General features: G+C 41.5%; 20 protein-coding genes. 17 read left to right on the top strand and 3 right to left on the bottom strand.

Annotated elements, in window-relative coordinates:
• Window positions 1–3 precede the first annotated feature (3 nt).
• Window positions 4–2886 (top strand): excinuclease ABC subunit UvrA, encoded by a 2883-nt coding sequence (uvrA, locus tag FQ085_RS12225; protein ID WP_058385925.1) that lies wholly within the window; start codon window positions 4–6, stop codon window positions 2884–2886.
• A gap of 100 nt (window positions 2887–2986) precedes the next feature.
• A complete protein-coding gene (locus tag FQ085_RS12220) occupies window positions 2987–4159 on the top strand; it encodes a DUF4097 family beta strand repeat-containing protein (RefSeq protein WP_149456713.1) in 1173 nt (390 codons plus the stop codon).
• Window positions 4160–4236: 77 nt separating this feature from the next.
• On the opposite strand, the gene FQ085_RS12215 is transcribed toward FQ085_RS12220, so the two are convergent.
• The 3 genes from FQ085_RS12215 to FQ085_RS12205 form a co-directional block, all read right to left on the bottom strand.
• Window positions 4237–4662 (bottom strand): DUF1801 domain-containing protein, encoded by a 426-nt coding sequence (locus tag FQ085_RS12215; RefSeq protein WP_058385923.1) that lies wholly within the window; start codon window positions 4660–4662, stop codon window positions 4237–4239.
• 29 nt (window positions 4663–4691) lie between these two features.
• Complete coding sequence (locus FQ085_RS12210; protein WP_058385922.1) at window positions 4692–6638, bottom strand: elongation factor G; 1947 nt, start codon at window positions 6636–6638, stop codon at window positions 4692–4694.
• Window positions 6639–7119: 481 nt separating this feature from the next.
• The gene (locus FQ085_RS12205; protein ID WP_078080233.1) at window positions 7120–7668 is read right to left on the bottom strand and encodes an N-acetylmuramoyl-L-alanine amidase family protein; all 549 of its coding nucleotides are present in this window, start codon (window positions 7666–7668) and stop codon (window positions 7120–7122) included.
• Between the two features lie 167 nt (window positions 7669–7835).
• Between FQ085_RS12205 and hprK the strand changes: the two genes are divergently transcribed.
• From hprK to trxB, 15 genes are all read left to right on the top strand, one after another.
• Complete coding sequence (gene hprK / locus FQ085_RS12200) at window positions 7836–8762, top strand: HPr(Ser) kinase/phosphatase (RefSeq protein WP_058385920.1); 927 nt, start codon at window positions 7836–7838, stop codon at window positions 8760–8762.
• Between the two features lie 21 nt (window positions 8763–8783).
• Complete coding sequence (lgt, locus tag FQ085_RS12195) at window positions 8784–9596, top strand: prolipoprotein diacylglyceryl transferase (protein WP_149456712.1); 813 nt, start codon at window positions 8784–8786, stop codon at window positions 9594–9596.
• A gap of 19 nt (window positions 9597–9615) precedes the next feature.
• Entirely contained in the window at window positions 9616–10551 is a 936-nt protein-coding gene (locus FQ085_RS12190; RefSeq protein WP_149456711.1) for a nucleoside recognition domain-containing protein, read from the top strand.
• Entirely contained in the window at window positions 10548–11204 is a 657-nt protein-coding gene (gene ppaX, locus FQ085_RS12185) for a pyrophosphatase PpaX (RefSeq protein WP_058385917.1), read from the top strand. Before FQ085_RS12190 ends, ppaX begins: the two co-directional genes overlap by 4 nt.
• Entirely contained in the window at window positions 11201–11713 is a 513-nt protein-coding gene (locus tag FQ085_RS12180) for an acyltransferase (protein ID WP_058385916.1), read from the top strand. The genes ppaX and FQ085_RS12180 overlap by 4 nt, the downstream gene beginning before the upstream one ends.
• A 132-nt stretch (window positions 11714–11845) precedes the next feature.
• The gene (gene hisZ, locus FQ085_RS12175) at window positions 11846–13003 is read left to right on the top strand and encodes an ATP phosphoribosyltransferase regulatory subunit (protein ID WP_149456710.1); all 1158 of its coding nucleotides are present in this window, start codon (window positions 11846–11848) and stop codon (window positions 13001–13003) included.
• Window positions 13003–13629, top strand: coding sequence for an ATP phosphoribosyltransferase (gene hisG / locus FQ085_RS12170; RefSeq protein WP_058385914.1), 627 nt, complete (start codon window positions 13003–13005; stop codon window positions 13627–13629). The genes hisZ and hisG overlap by 1 nt, the downstream gene beginning before the upstream one ends.
• Window positions 13626–14909: a histidinol dehydrogenase gene (gene hisD, locus FQ085_RS12165; protein WP_149456709.1), complete on the top strand. Its 1284-nt coding sequence runs from the start codon at window positions 13626–13628 to the stop codon at window positions 14907–14909. Before hisG ends, hisD begins: the two co-directional genes overlap by 4 nt.
• Window positions 14903–15493, top strand: a complete 591-nt coding sequence (gene hisB / locus FQ085_RS12160) for an imidazoleglycerol-phosphate dehydratase HisB (RefSeq protein WP_071153694.1) — start codon at window positions 14903–14905, stop codon at window positions 15491–15493. The genes hisD and hisB overlap by 7 nt, the downstream gene beginning before the upstream one ends.
• On the top strand, window positions 15490–16119 hold the full coding sequence (gene hisH / locus FQ085_RS12155; RefSeq protein ID WP_058385912.1) for an imidazole glycerol phosphate synthase subunit HisH: 630 nt from the start codon (window positions 15490–15492) through the stop codon (window positions 16117–16119). Before hisB ends, hisH begins: the two co-directional genes overlap by 4 nt.
• Complete coding sequence (gene hisA / locus FQ085_RS12150) at window positions 16112–16840, top strand: 1-(5-phosphoribosyl)-5-[(5-phosphoribosylamino)methylideneamino]imidazole-4-carboxamide isomerase (protein WP_058385911.1); 729 nt, start codon at window positions 16112–16114, stop codon at window positions 16838–16840. The genes hisH and hisA overlap by 8 nt, the downstream gene beginning before the upstream one ends.
• The gene (hisF, locus tag FQ085_RS12145; protein WP_058385910.1) at window positions 16834–17586 is read left to right on the top strand and encodes an imidazole glycerol phosphate synthase subunit HisF; all 753 of its coding nucleotides are present in this window, start codon (window positions 16834–16836) and stop codon (window positions 17584–17586) included. The genes hisA and hisF overlap by 7 nt, the downstream gene beginning before the upstream one ends.
• On the top strand, window positions 17583–18209 hold the full coding sequence (gene hisIE / locus FQ085_RS12140) for a bifunctional phosphoribosyl-AMP cyclohydrolase/phosphoribosyl-ATP diphosphatase HisIE (RefSeq protein ID WP_058385909.1): 627 nt from the start codon (window positions 17583–17585) through the stop codon (window positions 18207–18209). Before hisF ends, hisIE begins: the two co-directional genes overlap by 4 nt.
• Before the next feature lie 81 nt (window positions 18210–18290).
• Window positions 18291–19814, top strand: a complete 1524-nt coding sequence (locus tag FQ085_RS12135; RefSeq protein ID WP_058385908.1) for a tetratricopeptide repeat protein — start codon at window positions 18291–18293, stop codon at window positions 19812–19814.
• Between the two features lie 69 nt (window positions 19815–19883).
• Window positions 19884–20846, top strand: coding sequence for a thioredoxin-disulfide reductase (gene trxB, locus FQ085_RS12130; protein ID WP_058385907.1), 963 nt, complete (start codon window positions 19884–19886; stop codon window positions 20844–20846).
• The last annotated feature ends 18 nt before the right edge of the window (window positions 20847–20864 follow it).

Raw genomic sequence — 20864 nt, 5'->3', positions numbered from 1 at the left:
AAGTTGAGAAATCAGGAAATACGGATACAAGGCGCGCGTGCAAATAATCTAAAAAACATTGATGTGGTGATTCCACGTGACAAGCTTGTGGTTATGACTGGACTGTCAGGATCCGGTAAATCTTCGCTTGCATTTGATACGATTTATGCGGAAGGACAGCGGCGATATGTTGAATCGTTGTCTGCTTATGCACGCCAGTTTTTAGGACAAATGGATAAGCCTGACGTTGATTTAATTGAAGGATTGTCACCGGCTATTTCGATTGATCAAAAGACCACGAGTAAAAATCCGCGTTCTACAGTAGCGACAGTTACGGAAATCTATGATTACATGCGGCTCATGTATGCACGGATTGGTAAGCCGATTTGTCCAAATCATGGTATAGAAATTTCTTCTCAAACCATTGAACAAATGGTAGATCGCATCGTGGAATACCCGGAACGTACCAAAATGCAAATTTTAGCTCCAATTGTTTCTGGTCGAAAAGGAACTCACGTCAAGTTACTTGAGGACATTAAAAAGCAAGGGTATGTCCGGGTGCGCGTGGACGGGGAACTAATTGATCTCGATGACGACATTGCACTAGATAAAAATAAAAAGCACAACATTGAAGTTGTTATTGATCGCATCATCATTAAAGAGGGCATTGCGCCACGTCTAAGTGATTCTTTAGAATCAGCCCTTCGGCTAGCAGAAGGCCGTGTTTTAGTAGATGTGATGGAGCAAGAAGAATTGCTGTTTAGTGAGCATCATGCCTGCCCGATTTGTGGGTTTTCTATTGGTGAGCTTGAACCGAGAATGTTTTCGTTTAACTCACCTTTTGGTGCATGTCCAGAATGCGACGGTTTAGGGATAAAGCTAGAAGTTGATCCTGAATTGGTCATTCCAGATTGGACTGCCACGTTGAACAAAGGAGCAATTGTTCCTTGGCAACCAACCAGTTCGCAATATTATCCGCAACTTCTAAAAGCGGTTTGTCAGCATTATAAAATTGATATGGACATTCCAGTAAGTGAATTGCCAGAAGAGCATATTAACATTATTTTACGCGGTTCTGGAAACGATAAAATTCGTTTCCGTTATGAAAATGACTATGGTCAAATTCGAGATAATCACATTAATTTTGAAGGTGTCCTTTCCAATGTGGACCGTCGTTATCGTGAGACATCTTCAGATTATATCCGTGACCAAATGGAAAAATACATGGGTCAGCAAAGTTGCACAGTTTGTGAAGGCTATCGTCTAAAGCCTGAATCGCTGTCAGTGAAAGTAAATGGTCTTCATATCGGAACCGTCGCTGAATTTTCGATTGTCGAAGCCAATCAGTTTTTCGATCAGCTCGTATTGTCAGAAAAAGATATGCAAATTGCCAAACTGATTTTACGAGAAATTCAAGAACGCATTGGTTTTTTGATCAATGTTGGACTGGATTACTTAACGTTAAGTCGTGCATCGGGAACTTTATCCGGAGGAGAGGCGCAGCGAATCCGCCTAGCAACTCAAATCGGATCAAGACTTACCGGTGTACTTTATATACTCGATGAACCATCAATAGGTCTTCATCAACGAGATAATGATCGATTGATTGAGACTTTGAAAAGTATGCGAGATATTGGCAATACCTTAATTGTCGTAGAGCACGACGAAGACACGATGTTAGCTGCTGATTATTTGATTGATGTTGGACCGGGAGCAGGAGCGCATGGTGGAGAAATTATTGCTGCAGGAACACCTGAAAAAGTAATGAAAAATAAAAAATCATTAACGGGTCAATACTTAAGCGGCAAGAAATTTATTCCCGTGCCTGCTGAGCGAAGAGTACCAAGCGACCGGAAAATCTCAATCCGCGGTGCGAATCAAAACAATTTGAAAAAAGTAGATGTCGATATTCCACTCGGTTTATTTACAGCAGTGACCGGGGTTTCAGGATCGGGTAAAAGTACGCTCATTAACGAAATTCTGTACAAAACATTGGCTCATAGATTGAATCGTGCGAAAGCCAAACCAGGACATTTTGATCTAATTGAAGGAACTGAAGAATTGGAAAAAGTTATCGATATTGACCAGTCCCCAATTGGTCGGACGCCACGTTCAAACCCAGCAACCTACACAGGTGTTTTCGATGATATCCGTGATGTTTACGCCACAACGAACGAAGCAAAAGTTCGTGGCTACAAAAAAGGCCGGTTTAGTTTCAACGTCAAGGGCGGTCGCTGTGAAGCTTGCCGTGGAGATGGTATTATAAAAATAGAAATGCATTTCCTGCCGGATGTCTATGTGCCGTGCGAAATTTGCCATGGTAAACGTTACAACCGGGAAACATTGGAAGTAAAGTATAAAAACAAAAGCATTGCGGATGTTCTTGCGATGACAGTGGAAGATGGCTACGCATTTTTTGAAAACATTCCAAAGATCAATCGCAAGCTAAAGACGATTGTCGATGTAGGGTTGGGGTATATTAAGCTTGGCCAACCTGCGACTACCTTATCTGGCGGAGAAGCGCAGCGCGTTAAGTTAGCATCTGAGCTTCATAAACGTTCAAATGGTAAGTCCTTTTACATTCTGGACGAACCGACTACAGGTCTGCATGCAGATGATATTTCTCGGTTATTGGTCGTTCTGCAGCGGCTTGTAGAAAATGGCGATACAGTACTGACTATTGAACATAATTTAGATGTCATTAAGACGGCGGATTATATTATCGATTTAGGTCCCGAAGGTGGAGATAAAGGTGGCATGATCTTAGCTACAGGTACTCCCGAGGAAATCGCCGCTGTTGAAAATTCTTATACCGGAAAGTACTTGAAACCAGTACTGGAGCGCGACCGGGCACGTATGGATGCTGTCGTCAAAGGTGCAAGTCGCAAGAAAAAAACAGTTAAATGAAACTTTTTCTGCTAGTAAACGTATCAACATAGAAGAACCATCTGTTTGTAAGGGTAAGGATTTACTTATCGGCATTCAGACAAAGAGGAGGCCGCAATACATGCAAAGTGAAAAAGAACGCATTTTGGACATGGTTGAGAATGGTACGATTTCAGCACGTGAAGCAGTTGAGTTGCTGCGGGCAATTGATGGTAGTAGTTCATCGTCGAACGAGTCAAATTATGGCCGTAGCAACCAAAGAGACAAACCTAGCAAACGTGGATTTTTTAGACCAGAAGATATTGTTAAAAAAGTATCCAAAGATTTTTCAAAGAACGTTTCCAAAAACGTTTCCAAAAATGTGTCACGAGACTTTAATGATTTGGGTACACGAATGATGGACTTTATGCAGTCGTCTGTTGGCAAGTTGAAAACGATGGAATTTGACTCGCCATTCGGTGAAGCAGTTCAGTTTACTCATACATTTACAGAAAATATGACGGACTTGAACACCATCGTTGCGGATATCGCAAATGGTCAGCTGGAAATTTTCCCATCTCAAGACGGCTTGCTACGTGCAGAATGCAACGTTAAAGCATATCGTTCAGAGTCAGTAACACAAGCGAAAGAAGATTTTCTTGATAAGTTTGTTTTTATTGCCGACGATCAAAAGTTACGCGTCATCAGTGATTTGAAAACAACGCAAGTAAATGTGATCCTGTATGTTCCAGAAGCTTCCTATCAACACATTACAGCTCGCTTGTTCAATGGTGGATTCACAATGAAACGCATTAATGCTGCATTGATAAAAGTGAAAACAGCAAATGGTAAAGTGGATTTGAAAAATGTAGAGTTTGATGATGCTGAACTAGAAACGGCTAATGGTGCTATTCATGTTCAGGAAGCAAAAGGGAAAGTGGTGGAAGCAGAGACATTAAATGGCCGCATTTATATTGATGGCGATATTCAAACAATCGTTACTAAATCATTAAACGGCAATATTGTCGCTACAACAAGATGCAAAGAAGCTCGCAAACTTGAAACGAAAACGTTGGCAGGCAATGTAGAAATTTACATTCCAGCTCATTTGCCGTTAAAAGGTGAAGTTTCGTCAAACTTGGGCAAAATAGATGTCTTATTATCGGATATCGATTCTACGCACGAACAAGGACAATTCATGCAAAAATCGATACGTTTTTCAAAGCAAGGAACTGAACCAGCTGCAGCTCCGTTATTAGTCTATGGAGAAACCAAAACAGGTTCTGTCTTGCTACGCTATTTAACAATCGACTAAATAATAGATAAAACAAAAAGCCGGCACAGATTTCCTGTGCCGGCTTTTTAACGATTTTAGGTGACGAAACTACATTGTTATTTTAGAGGTGGATACAAACTTTGAAGAAAGCTGATGGATTGTTGGATCAATTGCTGAAGGACATCAAGGTCGATGTCTTCGGTTTTATTAATATAAATACAGGCTTTTCCACTTGTATGCTTGCCGAATTTCTCGAGTAGAGGACCGCGATTTTCATCACCAGTTGCAAAATACAAACTAATCTTCGCTTTGCGTGGAGAAAAACCGACAAGTGGCGCATCGCCTTCGTGTCCGGTTTTATAAACATAATGGTAAGAGCCAAAGCCAATAATACTGGGTCCCCACATTTTTGCGGAGTGACCGCTCGCCTTTTCAAATAATTCCAGTAACTTATAAGCATCTTGACGTTTTTTTGGATGATCGACAGATTCGATAAATTCAATAACGTCGGCATCGGTTTCTTTTGTTTTTTGTTCGTACATAGCCCATTCCTCCTTCATGCAGATAGGTTTCACAAACAATGCATAGCTTTTTCTGCTTCGTCCCAAGAAACTTTATAACCTTTGCCTTTTGCGCAAAAAATAGAAGTGGATGTATAAAGAGGATCAGTGTTTTTTTCATAGCCAATCCGGTTGATTACTTGTTCTTCATTATGGCAGAAGTCATAACCATCAAATAGTAAACTGAGTGCGCCTTTGCCGTGGGTAAGTGCAGCAAATTCTGTGCTGTATTTCATAAATGTCGCTACGGGTACACGACCTTCGATGATCGTTTTGCTACCAATGGTTTCAGGAGTATTAAAACTACCATGTGCTTGCTGAACATCCGATAATACTTTTCCCATTTGCTCTAAACTTACTTTGATTTTAAAACGGTACATGGGTTCAAGTAGACGGTTTTGTGCTTGTTCAAGTCCTTGACGAAGCGCTCGAAAAGTTGCTTCCCGGAAATCACCGCCAGAGGTGTGCTCGTTGTGACCACGTCCAGTTACAAGCGTTGCTTTAACATCGGTCAAAGGAGAACCAGTTAGTAAGCCATGATGGTCGCGCTCGTTAAGGTGATGCAAGATGAGGTTCTGATTTCCGACAGATAAAGCGTGAGCATGGCAGACGTTGTCTACCTGTAAGCCGCTGCCACGCTCACCCGGCTCTAGCTTCAAATGAACTTCAGCGTAATGGCGAAGAGGTTCAAAATGGCCATAGCCCATCACGGGTATGCTAATCGTTTCTTTATAGAGAATTTCAGGTTCCCCAAACTGGACGTGGTGGCCAAACCGTTCTAGAACTACTTGTTCGAGAACTTCTAATTGAATAATGCCCATTACTTGAATTTGGATATGCTGGAAATACTCGTTCCAAAAAACCGACAAAGAAGGGTCTTCAGCACCGAGAATTTGGAAACTTGATAGTACTTCTTTTGCAGGGAGAGACGCATCAAAAAGGACAATTGATTTCAATGTTGGCACTACTTCAGATTGGTTGTCAGTAGCATAATTCCCAATGACATCACCGACCATAGCCTCTGTCAATCCCGCTATCGCAAAAAGTTCGCCTGCCCTTGCTTGTTCAACCAGTTTAAATTTGTTGCCATTATAATTGCGGATTTGCGTCACTTTTTCTTCAAGCTGATTAGGACCATAAACGAGTTTATCACGAACCTGTAAAGTCCCGCTAAACGCTTTTAAAAAACAGATTCGATTGCCATTGTCATCGTGCCGAATTTTATAAATTCGTGCACCAAATGCTTGATCTTCTGAATAAGCACTAGTCGTTAATTGATCAAGTTGGAGCAGGAAATCTAAGATGCCGATATCTTGTAAAGCAGAGCCACTAGCACAAGGGAAAATCTGGTTAGCTGCAATCAACCGCTGAAAAGCCTCTATCCAGGTTTTTTTATCAAAACCAGTCTCGACATACTGCATCAGCAATTCTTCGTCTCGTTCAGCAATAAATTCAATGAGACTTTCGCTCAACTCACCATTGTGAAAGTTATTTGTTAGGTCACAGACATCTTCGGAAAAATTCAAACGAATGTCTGCTAAAACTTGAACGGCATCTGCTCCTTCGCGATCTGTTTTATTAACGAAGAAAAAGACCGGAATCTTATGTTTTTGAAGAAGCTGCCAAACGGTTTCAGTATGCCCTTCAATGCCATCAACTGCACTAATGATAATAACGGCGTAATCCATTACTTGAATCGAACGCTCCATTTCTGGAGAAAAATCAACATGACCAGGTGTGTCAATAAGAAAATAAGTAGAATCATTTAGTGTAAAGGTTGCCTGATCAGCAAAAATTGTTATGCCTCGGGTTTTTTCAATGGTGTGGCTATCGAGAAAAGCATTTTGGTGGTCGACTCGCCCGCGCTGCCGAATACTTTTCGTATGATATAACAGTTGTTCTGAAAAAGTAGTCTTACCGGCATCGACATGCGCAAGAATTCCAATCGTTTTGTTCATGTTGTCACCTCTTTATCTCTAGTTTAGCAGAATTTATATGCAATTATAAAAAAGGGAGTGTCCCATAAGTCTTTAAAATAAAACAGACAGAGAAAAAGTATCTTTTTCTCTGTCTGTTTTTTTGAATCGCGCCTCACAATTCCGAACTCGGTTTACTTTTTCAAGGTTCCAGAGGTGAATTCTTGGGAATGATTAATTTTCCTTTATAGAAGAACACACTTTCTATTGTGATTTTGCGTTATCGATGCCACTTTAAGAGCTGCTTTGACCTGTACTTTCAGTTTACAGAAATGCACTTTTTAAAGTTTTAAAGGGGTTGATGGGAATGGAAACAATGTGTGGTTAAGATGGTTCAACCGGTTGAGACTGTGCCCGCGAAAAGCGGCCTGTTCTGTTGCAAGAAAAAGAGGCTGCACTCAAAAGTCTTAGTTCATGACCTTTTGAGACAGCCCCGTTTTCATATAAGTGTAAAGTTACCCCTTTACCGACTTGCTTCAAAACAAGCGATACCGAAACAGATTCCTTGTGCGCAGCGTTTTCGGTAAGCGGCTGACTTAAGTAATTCGACTTCTTCCTTGTGTGTCATAAAGCCGCATTCCACCAGAATAGCTGGCATATGGGTATCCCGAAGTACGGCGAAATCTGCTTGTTTAATCCCGCGATTTTTTCGTCCAGTTACTTGTATTAGTGACTGTTGGACTGCAGATGCTAGCATGTGTGTAGCAGGCTGAGGGTGGTTATAGGTAAACGTTTCTAGGCCATTTGTAGAGTTAAATGTATGCCCCACTGCGTTGGCGTGAATCGAGACGAATACATCTGCCTTCATACGATTTGCTAGATTCGTGCGTTCGTGTAATGGAACATCAAAGTCATGTTGATGGCTGAAAAAGACAATATGTCCATCCAGTACCAATCGCTTTTTAACTTCTTCTGCTACGGCCACGTTAAAATGGAATTCTCTCAATTTGCCATCGGGTGAGCGCTTTCCAGGTGTATCTGGGCCATGTCCGGCATCAATCATAATCTTCATTGGGATAGACCTCCTTTTGCAATCTATATAGGAAGGAAACATGACAAAGGGGACAAAAATCTTCAAATATATAGTTTCCATGTTAAAATAAAAGCAAACCGCATATAAAAATAATTGTTTTGATGAAAATTCAAAATAATGTGTGGATAGGAAGTGAGGAATACCAAATGGGACAAGTAACGACAAAACAAGTGATGAAGACGTTCGACTTGGAATTAATTAGTGGAGAAGAAGGCATTGGCCGTCATATCCCCATTAGCGATATTTCAAGACCAGGGTTGGAAATGGCCGGTTATTTCACCCATTATCCAGCAAATCGTGTGCAATTGCTCGGCAAAACCGAGCTTTCTTTTTTTTCTATGCTATCACCTAAAGAACGGTTAGATCGTATGATGAAGCTATGCACAGACGACACGCCAGCAATTATTGTTTCGCATGGTGTACCAGTTCCAGAAGAATTGATCGCTGCTTCAAGCAATCGGCATGTGCCAGTCATGACGACTCCAATGTCAACGACTCGGTTTTCGAGTTTGCTGACGAACTTTTTAGAAAGTCAGTTAGCTCCTACGACGGCAATCCATGGCGTTCTTGTAGATATATACGGTGTTGGAGTGTTGCTGACGGGAAAAAGTGGTGTTGGTAAAAGCGAGACAGCTTTAGAACTTGTCAAAAAAGGTCACCGCTTAGTTGCCGATGACTGTGTAGAAATTCATCAAGAAGGTGAAAATACATTAGTAGGATCTGCACCTAAACTAATTGAGCATTTGCTCGAAATTCGTGGAGTCGGTATTATCGATATCATGACCTTATTTGGTGCGAGCGCTGTTCGCACATTTAAACGGATTTCTTTGGTCATTGATTTGGAAATATGGGATCAAGACAAAACCTACGATCGATTAGGACTAGAAGAAGAAAAAATGAAGATTATTGATACACAATTGACGAAACTAACAATTCCTGTTCGTCCAGGTCGTAACTTATCGGTTATTATCGAAGTTGCCGCGATGAACTATCGTTTGAAACGAATGGGCGTTAACGCCGCCGAAGAGTTTTCGAAGCGTCTGGATGACGTGATTGCACAAGATACAAACTAAGCGAATGGGAAGGTGCACGACATGTTTGCAATATTAGCTTCAATAGATCCGACCGCTTTTTCACTCGGTCCGATTTCGGTTCAATGGTACGGTGTTATTATCGCTGTTGGTATTATCATCGCCTTTTTGGTAGGGCAGCGTGAAATGGTTAAGCGAGGACTGCATACTGAATTTTTAACTGATTTACTAATTTGGGCGGTACCGCTGGCGATTGTTGGCGCACGTATTTATTACGTAGCGTTCGAGTGGGAACATTACAAAGACAATCCTAGTCAAATTATCGCTATTTGGAACGGTGGAATTGCGATACATGGTGCCTTGATTGCATCTGTTATTGTCGCTTATCTGTTTACCAAAAAGCGTAATACGTCATTTCTGAAAGTGGCGGATATATTAGCACCAAGTATCTTAATCGGACAAGCCATTGGTCGTTGGGGTAATTTTATCAACCAAGAAGCACATGGCGGAGAAGTGTCACGGACTTTCCTTGAAAATCTGTTTATCCCTGATTGGATCATCAATCACATGTACATAGACGGGGCTTATTACCATCCAACTTTCTTGTATGAATCTATGTGGAGTTTAGTGGGAATTATTCTTTTGTTGCTACTACGAAAAGTAAATCTAGTACGTGGTGAAATGTTTTTCTTCTATATGATTTGGTATTCTGTTGGCCGCTTCTATATCGAAGGAATGCGCACAGATAGCCTGTATGTAATCGGTGAACTTCGTGCTGCACAACTAGTGTCAGTATTGGCTATTGTCATCGCTGTTGTATTCATCGTATACCGTCGTGTCACAATTAAAAATCCACATCATTATAAGGATAACTAATTAGGAAAAGAGCGATCAGATGTCGACACTGAAAAATGGTTTGAAGGCAGGGTTGAAAACGACTTGGTCATTAGGGAAAATCATTTTCCCTATCACTTTGCTCGTCACCATGCTTCAATACACACCGGTTTTGCCTTTTGTTATCGATTTAGTATCACCCGTTATGGGCTTGTTTGGATTAAGCGGCGATGCGGCAATTCCACTGGTTCTCGGTAATGCGCTTAATCTTTATGCTGGAATTGCCGGCATCCTATCATTAGATTTAACGGTTAAAGAAGTTTTTATCTTGGCCGTCATGCTATCATTTTCACATAATATTTTTATTGAAACTGGCGTAGCGCTAAAAGTTGGCGTCAAGCTGTGGATCGTTTTAGTTGTCCGCTTTGGTCTAGCTGCGTTATCTGCTATTATCATTAATGTCTTTTGGAAAGGTGGCAGCGAGATGGCGCAATACGGTTTTGCGCCTGAAGCATCAGCTGTTCCTGAGAGTTGGATTGGGGTGATGCTAATCGGACTTGAAAAAGCTTCGTTTGGTGTTCTTCAGTTGGCGATGATTGTTATTCCATTAATGATTATGATTCAAATTTTAAAAGATAAACAATACCTTCAAAAAATATCCAATCTGCTCGGACCCTTAACTCGTTTATTGGGTGTTCAGAAAAACGCTTCGTTAACACTTGCTTCAGGACTGGTTTTCGGACTCGCTATGGGAGCGGGTGTGATGATTCAAGCTGTACGAGAAGATGGCGTTAGTAAAAAGGATGCGACACTGGTATTTATCTTTCTCGTTGCTTGTCACGCGGTAGTGGAAGACACATTAATTTTTATGCCATTAGGTATTCCAATCTGGCCGCTATTGTTAATCCGAATCGTTACGGCATTAGTACTAACGGTCTTTGTTTCTTATATGTGGCGTAGAGCGGAAGAAAAACAAAAGGAAGTGATTTCGACATGACTGCAAAAAAAATAAATACGCTATTATTCGATTTTGACGGAACTTTGCTCGATACCAATGAATTAATCATTCAAACTTTCTTAGCCGTCCTTGGTGAACATTATCCTGGTCGCTTTGATCGTCAAGATGCACTGGATTTTATCGGCCCATCGTTAACACAAACATTTGCAGCGATTGATCCGGACCGCGTGGAAGAGCTGACTGTTCAATACCGCGCGCTCAATCGTACGTTGCACGATGAACTAGTCGAAGAATATGATGGTGTCGCAGAAACCTTACGTTTACTGAAAGCGCAAGGAATGAAAATGGCAATTGTCTCGACTAAAAGAAGTGACACAATACGTCATGGCTTGAAGCTAATGGGCGTTAACGATGTGTTTGATGTGTTGGTTGGTCTGGATCATGTCACAAACCCAAAACCAAATCCAGAGCCCTTGCATTTGGCATTAGAGCAATTAGGTGCGTCTCACGATGAAGCCTTAATGATTGGTGACAATTCCCACGATATCGAAGGTGGTAAAAATGCAGGAGTTCGAACTGCGGGCGTGGCGTGGTCTGCAAAAGGAGAAGAATTCTTAGCCAGTTTTAATCCGGACTTTATGTTGCAGCATATTAGTGATTTACTGGAATTAACTAAAGAGGCTGTAAAATGAGAGACACACAACGGCATTTTGTGGAAGGGCCTAATTCACTTTGGCATATTTACAAAACAGTGCCATTCTGGAAAGTTGCCAAAAATTTTCTAGTGATTCAAACGGCTAGATATACGCCGTTTTTGCCTATGAAAAATTGGCTGTATAAAACGTTTCTCCATATGAAAATTGGAAAACACTCATCTTTTGCGTTGATGGTCATGCCGGATGTTATGTTTCCGGAGAAAATAACGGTTGGAGAAAACACCGTAATCGGTTACAATACAACGATTCTTGCACATGAATATTTAATAGATGAATATCGACTTGGTGACGTAGTGATCGGAAACCGCGTCATGATTGGAGCAAACACTACGATTTTGCCCGGCATCACGATTGGAAACGGCGCAATTGTTTCCGCTGCCACGCTCGTCCATAAAGATGTGCCAGCTGGAGCTTTTGTCGGCGGAAATCCGATGAATATTATTTATACAGCTGAACAAATGGCAGAGCGCCAAGCAAAATCCTGAAAGCAACGATTGCTTTCAGGATTTTTTTCGAGTATATCTCTTGACGGTAGATGGAACAATGCGCTAAAATAAATATTACTTCATCACATTAGCGAACTAAAGTAAAATAACCAATATTAGGGAGTTTTATAAATGACTATACAAATGTTCGAGAAACCACTAGGAATGAGAGATGATTTCCCATTTATCGCAAAAAAGAAAGCGGAACTCCGTACAAATGGAACGTCTATTATTCAACAGGCAGGCTATGATTTGCTGCAAACACCTACTTTAGAATATTACGAAACCATCGGTAAAATTTCAGCAATTGCTGATAATGCGTTGTTTAAATTACTAGACAGCCAAGGTGAAACCTTGGTATTACGTCCAGATATGACTTCACCCATTGCACGCGTCGCTGCATCTAAGCTACTAAAAGAAAAGATGCCAGTACGACTTGGCTATTATTCAAATGTTTTTCGCGCTCAAAAACGTGAAGGGGGACGTCCAGCTGAGTTTGAACAGATGGGCGTTGAGTTGATTGGCGATGACTCTTTATATGCAGATGCAGAAGTTATTATTTTGGCATGGACCATTTTAAAAAATCTAGATATTGAGTCTAGCCGCTTTGTTATTGGACATACCCAATTATTGCAGTTGATTTTAGAGGATTTCGGTTTGGATCAGCAGCAAATTGAACAAGTTCGCAGTGCTTTCGTTTCCAAAAACAGTGTAGGCTTTGAAAGCTTGGTTCACCAGTTACCTATAGAAGCTTCTAGTCGAGAATCATTTATTGGTTTGATGTCCACTTCTACTGTAGAAGAATGGCAGCAATGGATTGATCCTCATAACGCCAAACAAAGTTCTTTATTCGAAGATATGAAAAAGCTGAAAAACATATTGGAGCGCAGCGGCTTAGCAGACGCGGTAACGTATGATTTGTCGTTTAACAGCCATATGACCTATTACACTGGCTTAGTATTTGAAGTGTATGCAACGGGCAGTGGGTTTCCACTTGGCAACGGGGGACGTTATGACGGATTAATGAAGCAATTTGGATTAGAGGTTGGTGCAACCGGCTTTGGTTTACGTGTAGATCGTTTACTAGAACTGATTTCAGCTGTTTCCGAACAACAAGACCATACATTAATCTTATTTGATGAACAACACGAAGAGCGTGCCTATGATGAAGCACAAAATCTTCGTCAGCAAGGAACCCGAGTCACATTGCAATTTGCACCAGCGGTTATGGCTCTTGACGAATTTAGTAAACATTTCAGCAAGGTTCTAAGATTGGAAGGTGTGAAGTAATGGATGCATTAACGATTGCCATGCCCAAAGGGAGAATATTTGAAGAAGCTTATGAATTATTAGTAAAAGCAGGCTATGATTTGCCAAAAGAACTCGATGATTCACGAAAATTGATCGTCGAAGCACCCAATGAAAATATTCGTTTTATTCTTGCCAAACCAATGGATGTTCCAGCTTATGTCGAACATGGAGTTGTAGACATTGGCATTGCTGGAAAAGATGTGATGCTTGAGCATGACCGAGATGTTTATGAATTATTAGACCTTGGTATCAGCCGCTGTTATATCGCAACTGCAGGTATGCCGGACACGCCGATGAACAAAGTATCTCCGCGTGTTGCGACTAAGTACCCGAAAGTAGCGTCGCAATATTATCGTGGCAAAGGCGAGCAAGTCGAAATCATCGAATTAAACGGTTCGATTGAATTGGCGCCAATGATTGGTTTAGCGGATCGTATTGTGGATATTGTCTCTACTGGTAAAACATTAAAAGAAAATGGCTTAGTTGAATACGAAAAAATTGTCGACATCACGTCACGTTTGATTGCAAATCCTGTAAGTTATCGCTTAAAGCAAAAACGCATTACAGAGCTAGTAGAAAGACTGAGAAAGCAGGCCATTTTATGAAAGTGACTCGTTTGTCTTCAGGAATTTCCATCAGAAGAACGATTGCAGAAGGCACGGAACAGCAAGTTACAGCGGTAAAAGCGATTATTCAAGAAGTGAAAGATCACGGGGACAGAGCGATGTTTCGCTTTACAGAAAAATGGGATGGTGCTAAATTAACCTCTTTACGTGTGACAGAAGAAGAAATTTCGCAAGCAGTCGACCGTTTTGACCCGCAATTGTTAACGGACTTAACTGAAGCTGCGGCGAATATTCGGAAGTACCATGAAAGTCAGCAACAACAAGGCTACCGTTTAGATAACGATGATGGTTCGTATGTTGCACAGCGTGTTACAGCTATCGAGTCAGCTGGACTTTACGTACCAGGTGGCACAGCTGCATATCCTTCATCTGTGTTGATGAACGTCATTCCGGCACAAGTAGCAGGCGTATCACGCATTGTCTTAATTTCACCACCGAGTAAAGACGGCACATTGTCTGACGGAGTACTCGCATCGGCTCATATTCTTGGCATTACAGAAGTTTATAAATCAGGTGGTGCCCAAGCAATCGCAGCTTTAGCATACGGCACGGAATCTATCGCACCCGTTGATAAAATTACCGGTCCGGGCAATATTTTTGTTGCGCTTGCTAAACGAGAAGTGAATGGTGACGTGGCGATTGATATGATTGCTGGACCAAGTGAAATCGCGATAATTGCGGATGATTCCGCATATGCTGATGAAGTGGCAGCCGATTTATTGTCACAAGCAGAACATGATCCGATGGCGAGCGCTGTGTTATTAACGACTAGCGAACAATTGGCTGATGCGGTTTCTAAAGAAGTAAAGCGTCAATTAGCAAACTTGCCTCGTCAAGCCATTGCGAGTCCAGCGATGATAAATCACAGCATGATTTATCTAGGGCAAACGGTAGAAGAGCTGATTACAGCCGCCAATCAACTAGCGCCTGAACATTTGGAAATTATGACAGAAGATGCAGAAGCAGTCGCGGAGAAGATTCGCCACGCCGGTGCCATTTTTATCGGAAGGTTTTCGTCTGAACCAATTGGCGATTATTTTGCAGGAACGAATCACGTATTGCCAACAAACAGCACGGCACGTTTTTCGAGTGCTTTATCTGTTTATGATTTTATTAAAAGAACCAGCATTATCCGTTATAGCGAACAGGCTTGGCAAAACAATAAAGAAAAAATTGCTCGTCTAGCACGTCTTGAAGGATTAGAAGGCCATGCGCGTGCAGTCGAATCGCGGTCGTGGGAAAAGGGGAACCGATTATGAGAAAAGCTGAAATCAAACGCAATACCAATGAAACCAAAGTAGCCATCAAATTTTCCTTAGATGGTGAAGGGAAATCGGTAATTGATACAGGTGTTCCATTTATGGATCATATGCTGGATTTGTTTATTAAACATGGCTTATTTGATGGCGATATTACGGCAGATGGCGATACGCACATCGATGACCACCACACTACTGAAGATATTGGCATTGTTTTAGGTCAAGCTGTTAAAGAAGCACTTGGCGATAAAAAAGGCATACGTCGCTACGGCAACGCATTTGTACCAATGGATGATGCGTTAGCTCAAGTAATTATTGATTGTTCAAATCGCCCACATCTGGAATTCCGTAGTCAGCCGCTGACTGAAAAAGTAGGAACGTTTGATACGGAATTGATCCAGGAATTCCTTTGGAAATTTGCGCTAGAATCAAGGATGAACGTCCACGTTATCGTTCATTACGGAAAAAATACGCACCATATTATCGAAGCAATCTTTAAAGCGCTAGCACGTGCGCTTGATGAAGCGACGATGATTGATCCGCGAGTTAAAGGTGTGCCATCAACAAAGGGGTTGCTCACATGATCATTGGCATTATTGATTACGGCATGGGCAATTTGTTTAGTGTCGAGCAAGCGTTAAAAAAGCTGGAATGTACAGTGATTGTATCCGATGACCCTGCGGTGCTGCTCGAAGCAGAAGGGATTTTGCTGCCAGGAGTCGGTGCTTTTCCAGATGCTATGGAGTTGTTAAATGACAAAGGACTTTCAGGATTTATCCAATCATTGCCAGAAAAAAATATTCCGCTTCTTGGAATTTGTCTCGGTATGCAGTTGTTATATGAAGATAGTTCGGAAGTGAAACCGACAAAAGGTTTGGGGTTACTGACAGGACAAATTCGTCGTTTTGAAAAAGGCACATACCGAATTCCTCATATGGGCTGGAACCGTTTGGAATTTTCGCATATGCCGTATTGGTTAGAGGATGTATTAAGTGATACGCACGTGTACTTTGTACATTCTTTTTTAGCGATAAATACAAAGCAGCAAGAAGTTTTAGCCACAGCAAGCTACGGAGGCCTCAACGTTCCGGGAGTAGTCGGGACAGGTTTGATAACGGGTATGCAATTCCATCCAGAAAAATCAGGTGATTTTGGCCATTATTTATTAGAACAATGGATTTCAAATGTTAGGAGGAACCTACATGTCTAAGTTTCAAATCTATCCTGCGATTGATTTAAGGGATGGCAAATGTGTACGCCTATTTCAAGGAGATTATACTCAGGAAACCATCTACGGAGATTCACCAGTCGAAATGGCTCGAAAATTCGTAGAAGCTGGTGCAGAGTGGATACATATGGTCGACTTAGACGGTGCCAAAGACGGCATCCGCATTAACGATCAAGTGGTCATTGAAGCCGCAAAGCTCGGTGCTAAAGTACAAGTCGGCGGAGGCATCCGAACTCGTGAAGATATCCAGCATTATTTATCAAATGGTGTAGCGCGTGTCATTATCGGCAGCCTAGCAATCCGTAATCCGGAACTTGCTGTATCGTTTATTGAAGAATTTGGAGCCGACCAAATTGTTATCGGTATTGATGCGAAAAATGGCATGGCCGCAACAGAAGGCTGGATCGAGACATCTGGACAAGCGGCGACAGAAGTAGCGGATTATTTCGCGCAAAAAGGTGCAAAACATTTTATCTATACAGATATTGCAACAGACGGCACGCTCGCAGGACCAAATATTACCGCCAATAAATCGTTGGTGGGTGCTGAATCAGCACAAGTCATTGTTTCAGGTGGCATTGGTTCGCTAGAAGATGTACGAAATGTTAAAGAAGCATCTGCGCAAAGTAACATCGCAGGTGTTATTATAGGGAAAGCGCTTTATGAAAAACGTTTTACGCTGGAGGAGGTTTTGTCATGTTGACAAAACGCATTATTCCCTGTCTTGATGTAAAAGAAGGACGTGTCGTCAAAGGCGTTAGTTTCGTTTCGCTGCGTGATGCGGGAGATCCTGTTGAATTGGCTCGTTTTTATGATGAGCAAGGGGCGGATGAATTGGTGTTTTTGGACATTTCGGCTTCTCACGAAGGCAAGGAAACGATGGTCGAAGTCGTGAAAATTGTTGCAACAGAACTGTCGATTCCGTTTACAGTAGGTGGCGGTATTCGCAGTCTTGATGACATGAAACGTTTGTTGCGCGCCGGAGCTGATAAAGTCTCTTTAAACACAGCTGCCCTTGACCGTCCTGAGTTGATCAAAGAAGGCGCAGACTTTTTTGGTTCTCAATGTATTGTCGTAGCAATTGATGCTAAGAAAAATGGTGATAGCTGGGACGTTTACACACATGGTGGTCGCAACAAAACTGATTGGGACGCAGTTGAATGGGCAAAAAGAAGTGTTGAGCTTGGAGCTGGTGAACTGTTGTTGACGAGCATGGACAAAGACGGCTCGAAAGACGGTTTTGATTTGGAATTAACACAAGCTGTACGCGAAGCGGTAGAAGTACCGGTCATTGCCAGTGGTGGAGCAGGAAACAAAGAACATTTTAGCGAAGTCTTTAAAATGGTGGATGCTGATGCTGCTTTAGCGGCCTCTATTTTCCATTACAAAGAAACCAGTGTAGATGAGGTCAAGCAATATTTACGGAAAGAGGGAGTGAACGTCCGATGACAACCATACAATATGATCCAAGCGGGCTGATTCCCGTGATAATCCAGAATGCCGAAACAAAAGAAGTGTTAACTTTGGCTTATGCCAACGAAGAAGCCGTCCAAAAAACAATGGCTACAAATGAAACGTGGCTTTACTCAAGAAGCCGTAGTGAATTGTGGAACAAAGGTGCGACGAGTGGTAACACTCAAAAAGTGACGGCTGTGCGATTAGATTGCGACGGCGATTCGCTAATTTATGAAGTAATTCCAAATGGACCCGCTTGTCATACGGGTAAGGATAGCTGCTTTTTTGAAACCATTCATGGTGAGCGCAATGAATCTCCAGGCGATATGTTCGCACAATTGACCGCGTTAATCGAAGCGCGTGAAAAAGAAATGCCTGAAGGTGCGTATACGACTTATCTGTTTGAAGAAGGCATAGATAAAATTTGTAAAAAAGTAGGCGAAGAAGCAGCTGAAGTGATTATCGCAGCCAAAAATCGTGACGCTGAAGAGCTATCAATGGAAACAGCCGATTTGTTGTATCATGTGTTGGTGCTTTTACAAGAACAAAAGGTAAACTTTAACAAAGTGACCAATGTATTAAAAGAACGTCATGAAACAAAAGCGACAAGTAAATAATAGGGAAATATGCTATAATTACAGCATATTTGAGTATGGAGACGATGGAAATCGTCTCTTTTACTTTTTCGGAGGCATATTTTGGAGAATAAAAAAATAAATACTAAAAACGTATTGTCGTTTATTCCGACAGGAGAATTCTATTACAGAAAAGCGTTGAAAGAGCTTCAGCGTGAAAATTACTCAAAAGCACATAAGTATTTGCGTCGTGCTTCAGAGTTGAGTCCGAAAGATCCGCTCATTTTGACGCAATACGGAATTGTGCTAATGGAAATACAAGAGTTTGAGCAGGCAATGGATGTGCTGCATACAGCACATGAACTAGACTCAAAAGAACCCGACATTCTGTATTTTCTTGCTGAAGTCCATGCACATATGGGCTTGTTTTGGGATGCTCGAAAATTTGCTAAAAAGTACTTGGTTTATGAAACACAAGGGAAATATGCATCTGAAGCAATGGGAATTATTGATTTTGCCGAGCAAGAAGATTGGCAAAATTTTGATGAGGACGGGGACTTGCAGGACAGCGAACACCATTACCGACAGGAAAAAGCACGTCGAATGATGGAGCAAGGTGATTTTACCGGTGCTATTGAATTGCTTGAAAAGTTAATTGAAGGAAAGCCGGATTTTTGGGGAGCTTGCAATAACTTAGCTTTGGCTTACTTTTATATCGGAGAAGCAGAAATGGCGAAAGCGCTGCTTTACGATGTACTGCGGAGAAATACTGGCAATTTGCACGCTTTGTGTAATTTAGCAGTCTTTCATTACTATGAAAAAAACGCAGAATTGGATGATGTACTCGATTTGCTAAAAAAAATACAACCTTATGTATTTGAGCATCGCTATAAACTAGGTGCGACTTTTGCATTGGTTGGTAAATACAAAGAAGCTTATCGCTGGCTCAAAAGTTTGCAGAAAAAAGGCTTTGAAGGTGATGCAGCGTTTTACTTTTGGTTATCGCATGCTGCGTATCATTCAGGCCATGAAGACGCGTCAAGACAAGCTTGGGATCAATTGAAAAAAATGGACCCAGATAAAGACGGTTATGCGCCATGGAACGAGCATTCAGAAATGCCGCACGTCGATGCGCTTGAGCATGATCGAGATTATTTGGTTGGAAAACTGGATCACCAAAAGAAAAGTGAACGGTTATTCGGCTTGTTTTTGTTAGGCAAATCAGCACATAAGCAAGAAATTATTTCACACCCAAATTGGTTGGCATCTGATCAGCCTTCTGTTTTGGAAACTTTTGTTTTGGGTTATGCACTTGGTCATCCTTTCAAAGAAAGCGTTCCGGCTGAAAAGGCTTTTATGCGTGCGATGGAAGCAGCAGAACTTCTTTATGGCTCATATGGAATGGTGAAAAAACAGCAAGAAGAACTCTTTCAACTGTGGTTTTTACTGCTAGAAAAAGGCTTTAGCAGGAACTATGCATTCAAAAATCCCGCGGCTCTTGCTGCGGCTGCAGAATATATGATTCACTCTTCTAAAAATGAAAAAACCACAAAAAAAGAACTGGCGGATCAATTTGGTATATCGGTTGCTACGTTGACAAAATACAGTAAAGAACTAACTGTTTTCTTACCACACATCGAATCATAGGCATAAAAGTTGAAGCTTTCGCATGAATCTTATACGATTTAACTACTGAGAAATAGGAGGCCTATTAATATGACTGAAGCAACTACAATTTTTGATGTAATTATTATCGGAGCAGGACCAGCAGGCATGACAGCCGCTGTTTATACATCTCGCGCGAACTTAACAACATTGATGCTAGAACGCGGTATTCCAGGTGGTCAAATGGCCAATACGGAAGAAATTGAAAACTATCCAGGATTTTCACACATTTTAGGACCAGACATTTCAACAAAAATGTTTGAACACGCAAAAAAATTCGGTGCAGAATACGCATACGGTGACGTAACTGAAATTATTGATGGCGAAGAATACAAAACCATTAAAGCCGGATCTAAAGAGTACAAAGCACGTGCAATTATTGTGACGACCGGTGCTGAGTATAAGAAAATGGGGATTCCAGGTGAAAATGAACTAGGAGGCCGTGGTGTCAGTTATTGTGCAGTATGTGATGGAGCTTTCTTTAAACAAAAAGAACTTGTCGTAGTTGGCGGTGGCGATTCAGCGGTTGAAGAAGGTGTTTACTTGACTCGTTTCGCGAGTAAAGTAACAATCGTCCACAGACGTGACGAATTACGTGCACAAAAAATTCTTCAAGATCGTGCTTTTGCAAATGATAAAATTGACTTTATCTGGAGCAATACAGTTAAAGAAATTCACGATGATGGCAATGGCAAAGTAGGTGCAGTTACGCTGGTGTCTACTGAAGATGGTTCTGAAAAAGAATTTAAAGCAGATGGTGTCTTTATCTATATCGGCATGCTTCCTTTAACAAAACCATTTGCTGAGTTGGGCATTTTGAATAAGGACGGATATATTGTAACGAACGACAAAATGGAAACGACTGTTCCAGGGATTTATGCAGCAGGCGATGTTCGTGAAAAAACATTGCGTCAAGTAGTTACTGCGACAGGCGATGGCAGTATTGCCGCACAAGCAGCTCAACACTATATTGAAGAGTTAGTAGAGAAAATTAGCATGAAAGCACAAGCTTAATTAGTTTTTAACTGTTTT

The sequence above is a fragment of the Planococcus sp. ANT_H30 genome, from assembly GCF_008369335.1.
Taxonomy (GTDB): domain Bacteria; phylum Bacillota; class Bacilli; order Bacillales_A; family Planococcaceae; genus Planococcus; species Planococcus kocurii.
This window is presented reverse-complemented; position numbering and strand designations above follow the sequence as displayed.

Coding starts and splice junctions, on each gene's coding strand:
- FQ085_RS12220 (WP_149456713.1), top strand. CDS start 2,987: ATGCAAAGTGAAAAAGAACGCATTTTGGACATGGTTGAGAATGGTACG.
- FQ085_RS12215 (WP_058385923.1), bottom strand. CDS start 4,662: ATGTACGAACAAAAAACAAAAGAAACCGATGCCGACGTTATTGAATTT.
- FQ085_RS12210 (WP_058385922.1), bottom strand. CDS start 6,638: ATGAACAAAACGATTGGAATTCTTGCGCATGTCGATGCCGGTAAGACT.
- FQ085_RS12205 (WP_078080233.1), bottom strand. CDS start 7,668: ATGAAGATTATGATTGATGCCGGACATGGCCCAGATACACCTGGAAAG.
- hprK (WP_058385920.1), top strand. CDS start 7,836: ATGGGACAAGTAACGACAAAACAAGTGATGAAGACGTTCGACTTGGAA.
- lgt (WP_149456712.1), top strand. CDS start 8,784: ATGTTTGCAATATTAGCTTCAATAGATCCGACCGCTTTTTCACTCGGT.
- FQ085_RS12190 (WP_149456711.1), top strand. CDS start 9,616: ATGTCGACACTGAAAAATGGTTTGAAGGCAGGGTTGAAAACGACTTGG.
- ppaX (WP_058385917.1), top strand. CDS start 10,548: ATGACTGCAAAAAAAATAAATACGCTATTATTCGATTTTGACGGAACT.
- FQ085_RS12180 (WP_058385916.1), top strand. CDS start 11,201: ATGAGAGACACACAACGGCATTTTGTGGAAGGGCCTAATTCACTTTGG.
- hisZ (WP_149456710.1), top strand. CDS start 11,846: ATGACTATACAAATGTTCGAGAAACCACTAGGAATGAGAGATGATTTC.
- hisG (WP_058385914.1), top strand. CDS start 13,003: ATGGATGCATTAACGATTGCCATGCCCAAAGGGAGAATATTTGAAGAA.
- hisD (WP_149456709.1), top strand. CDS start 13,626: ATGAAAGTGACTCGTTTGTCTTCAGGAATTTCCATCAGAAGAACGATT.
- hisH (WP_058385912.1), top strand. CDS start 15,490: ATGATCATTGGCATTATTGATTACGGCATGGGCAATTTGTTTAGTGTC.
- hisA (WP_058385911.1), top strand. CDS start 16,112: ATGTCTAAGTTTCAAATCTATCCTGCGATTGATTTAAGGGATGGCAAA.
- hisF (WP_058385910.1), top strand. CDS start 16,834: ATGTTGACAAAACGCATTATTCCCTGTCTTGATGTAAAAGAAGGACGT.
- hisIE (WP_058385909.1), top strand. CDS start 17,583: ATGACAACCATACAATATGATCCAAGCGGGCTGATTCCCGTGATAATC.
- trxB (WP_058385907.1), top strand. CDS start 19,884: ATGACTGAAGCAACTACAATTTTTGATGTAATTATTATCGGAGCAGGA.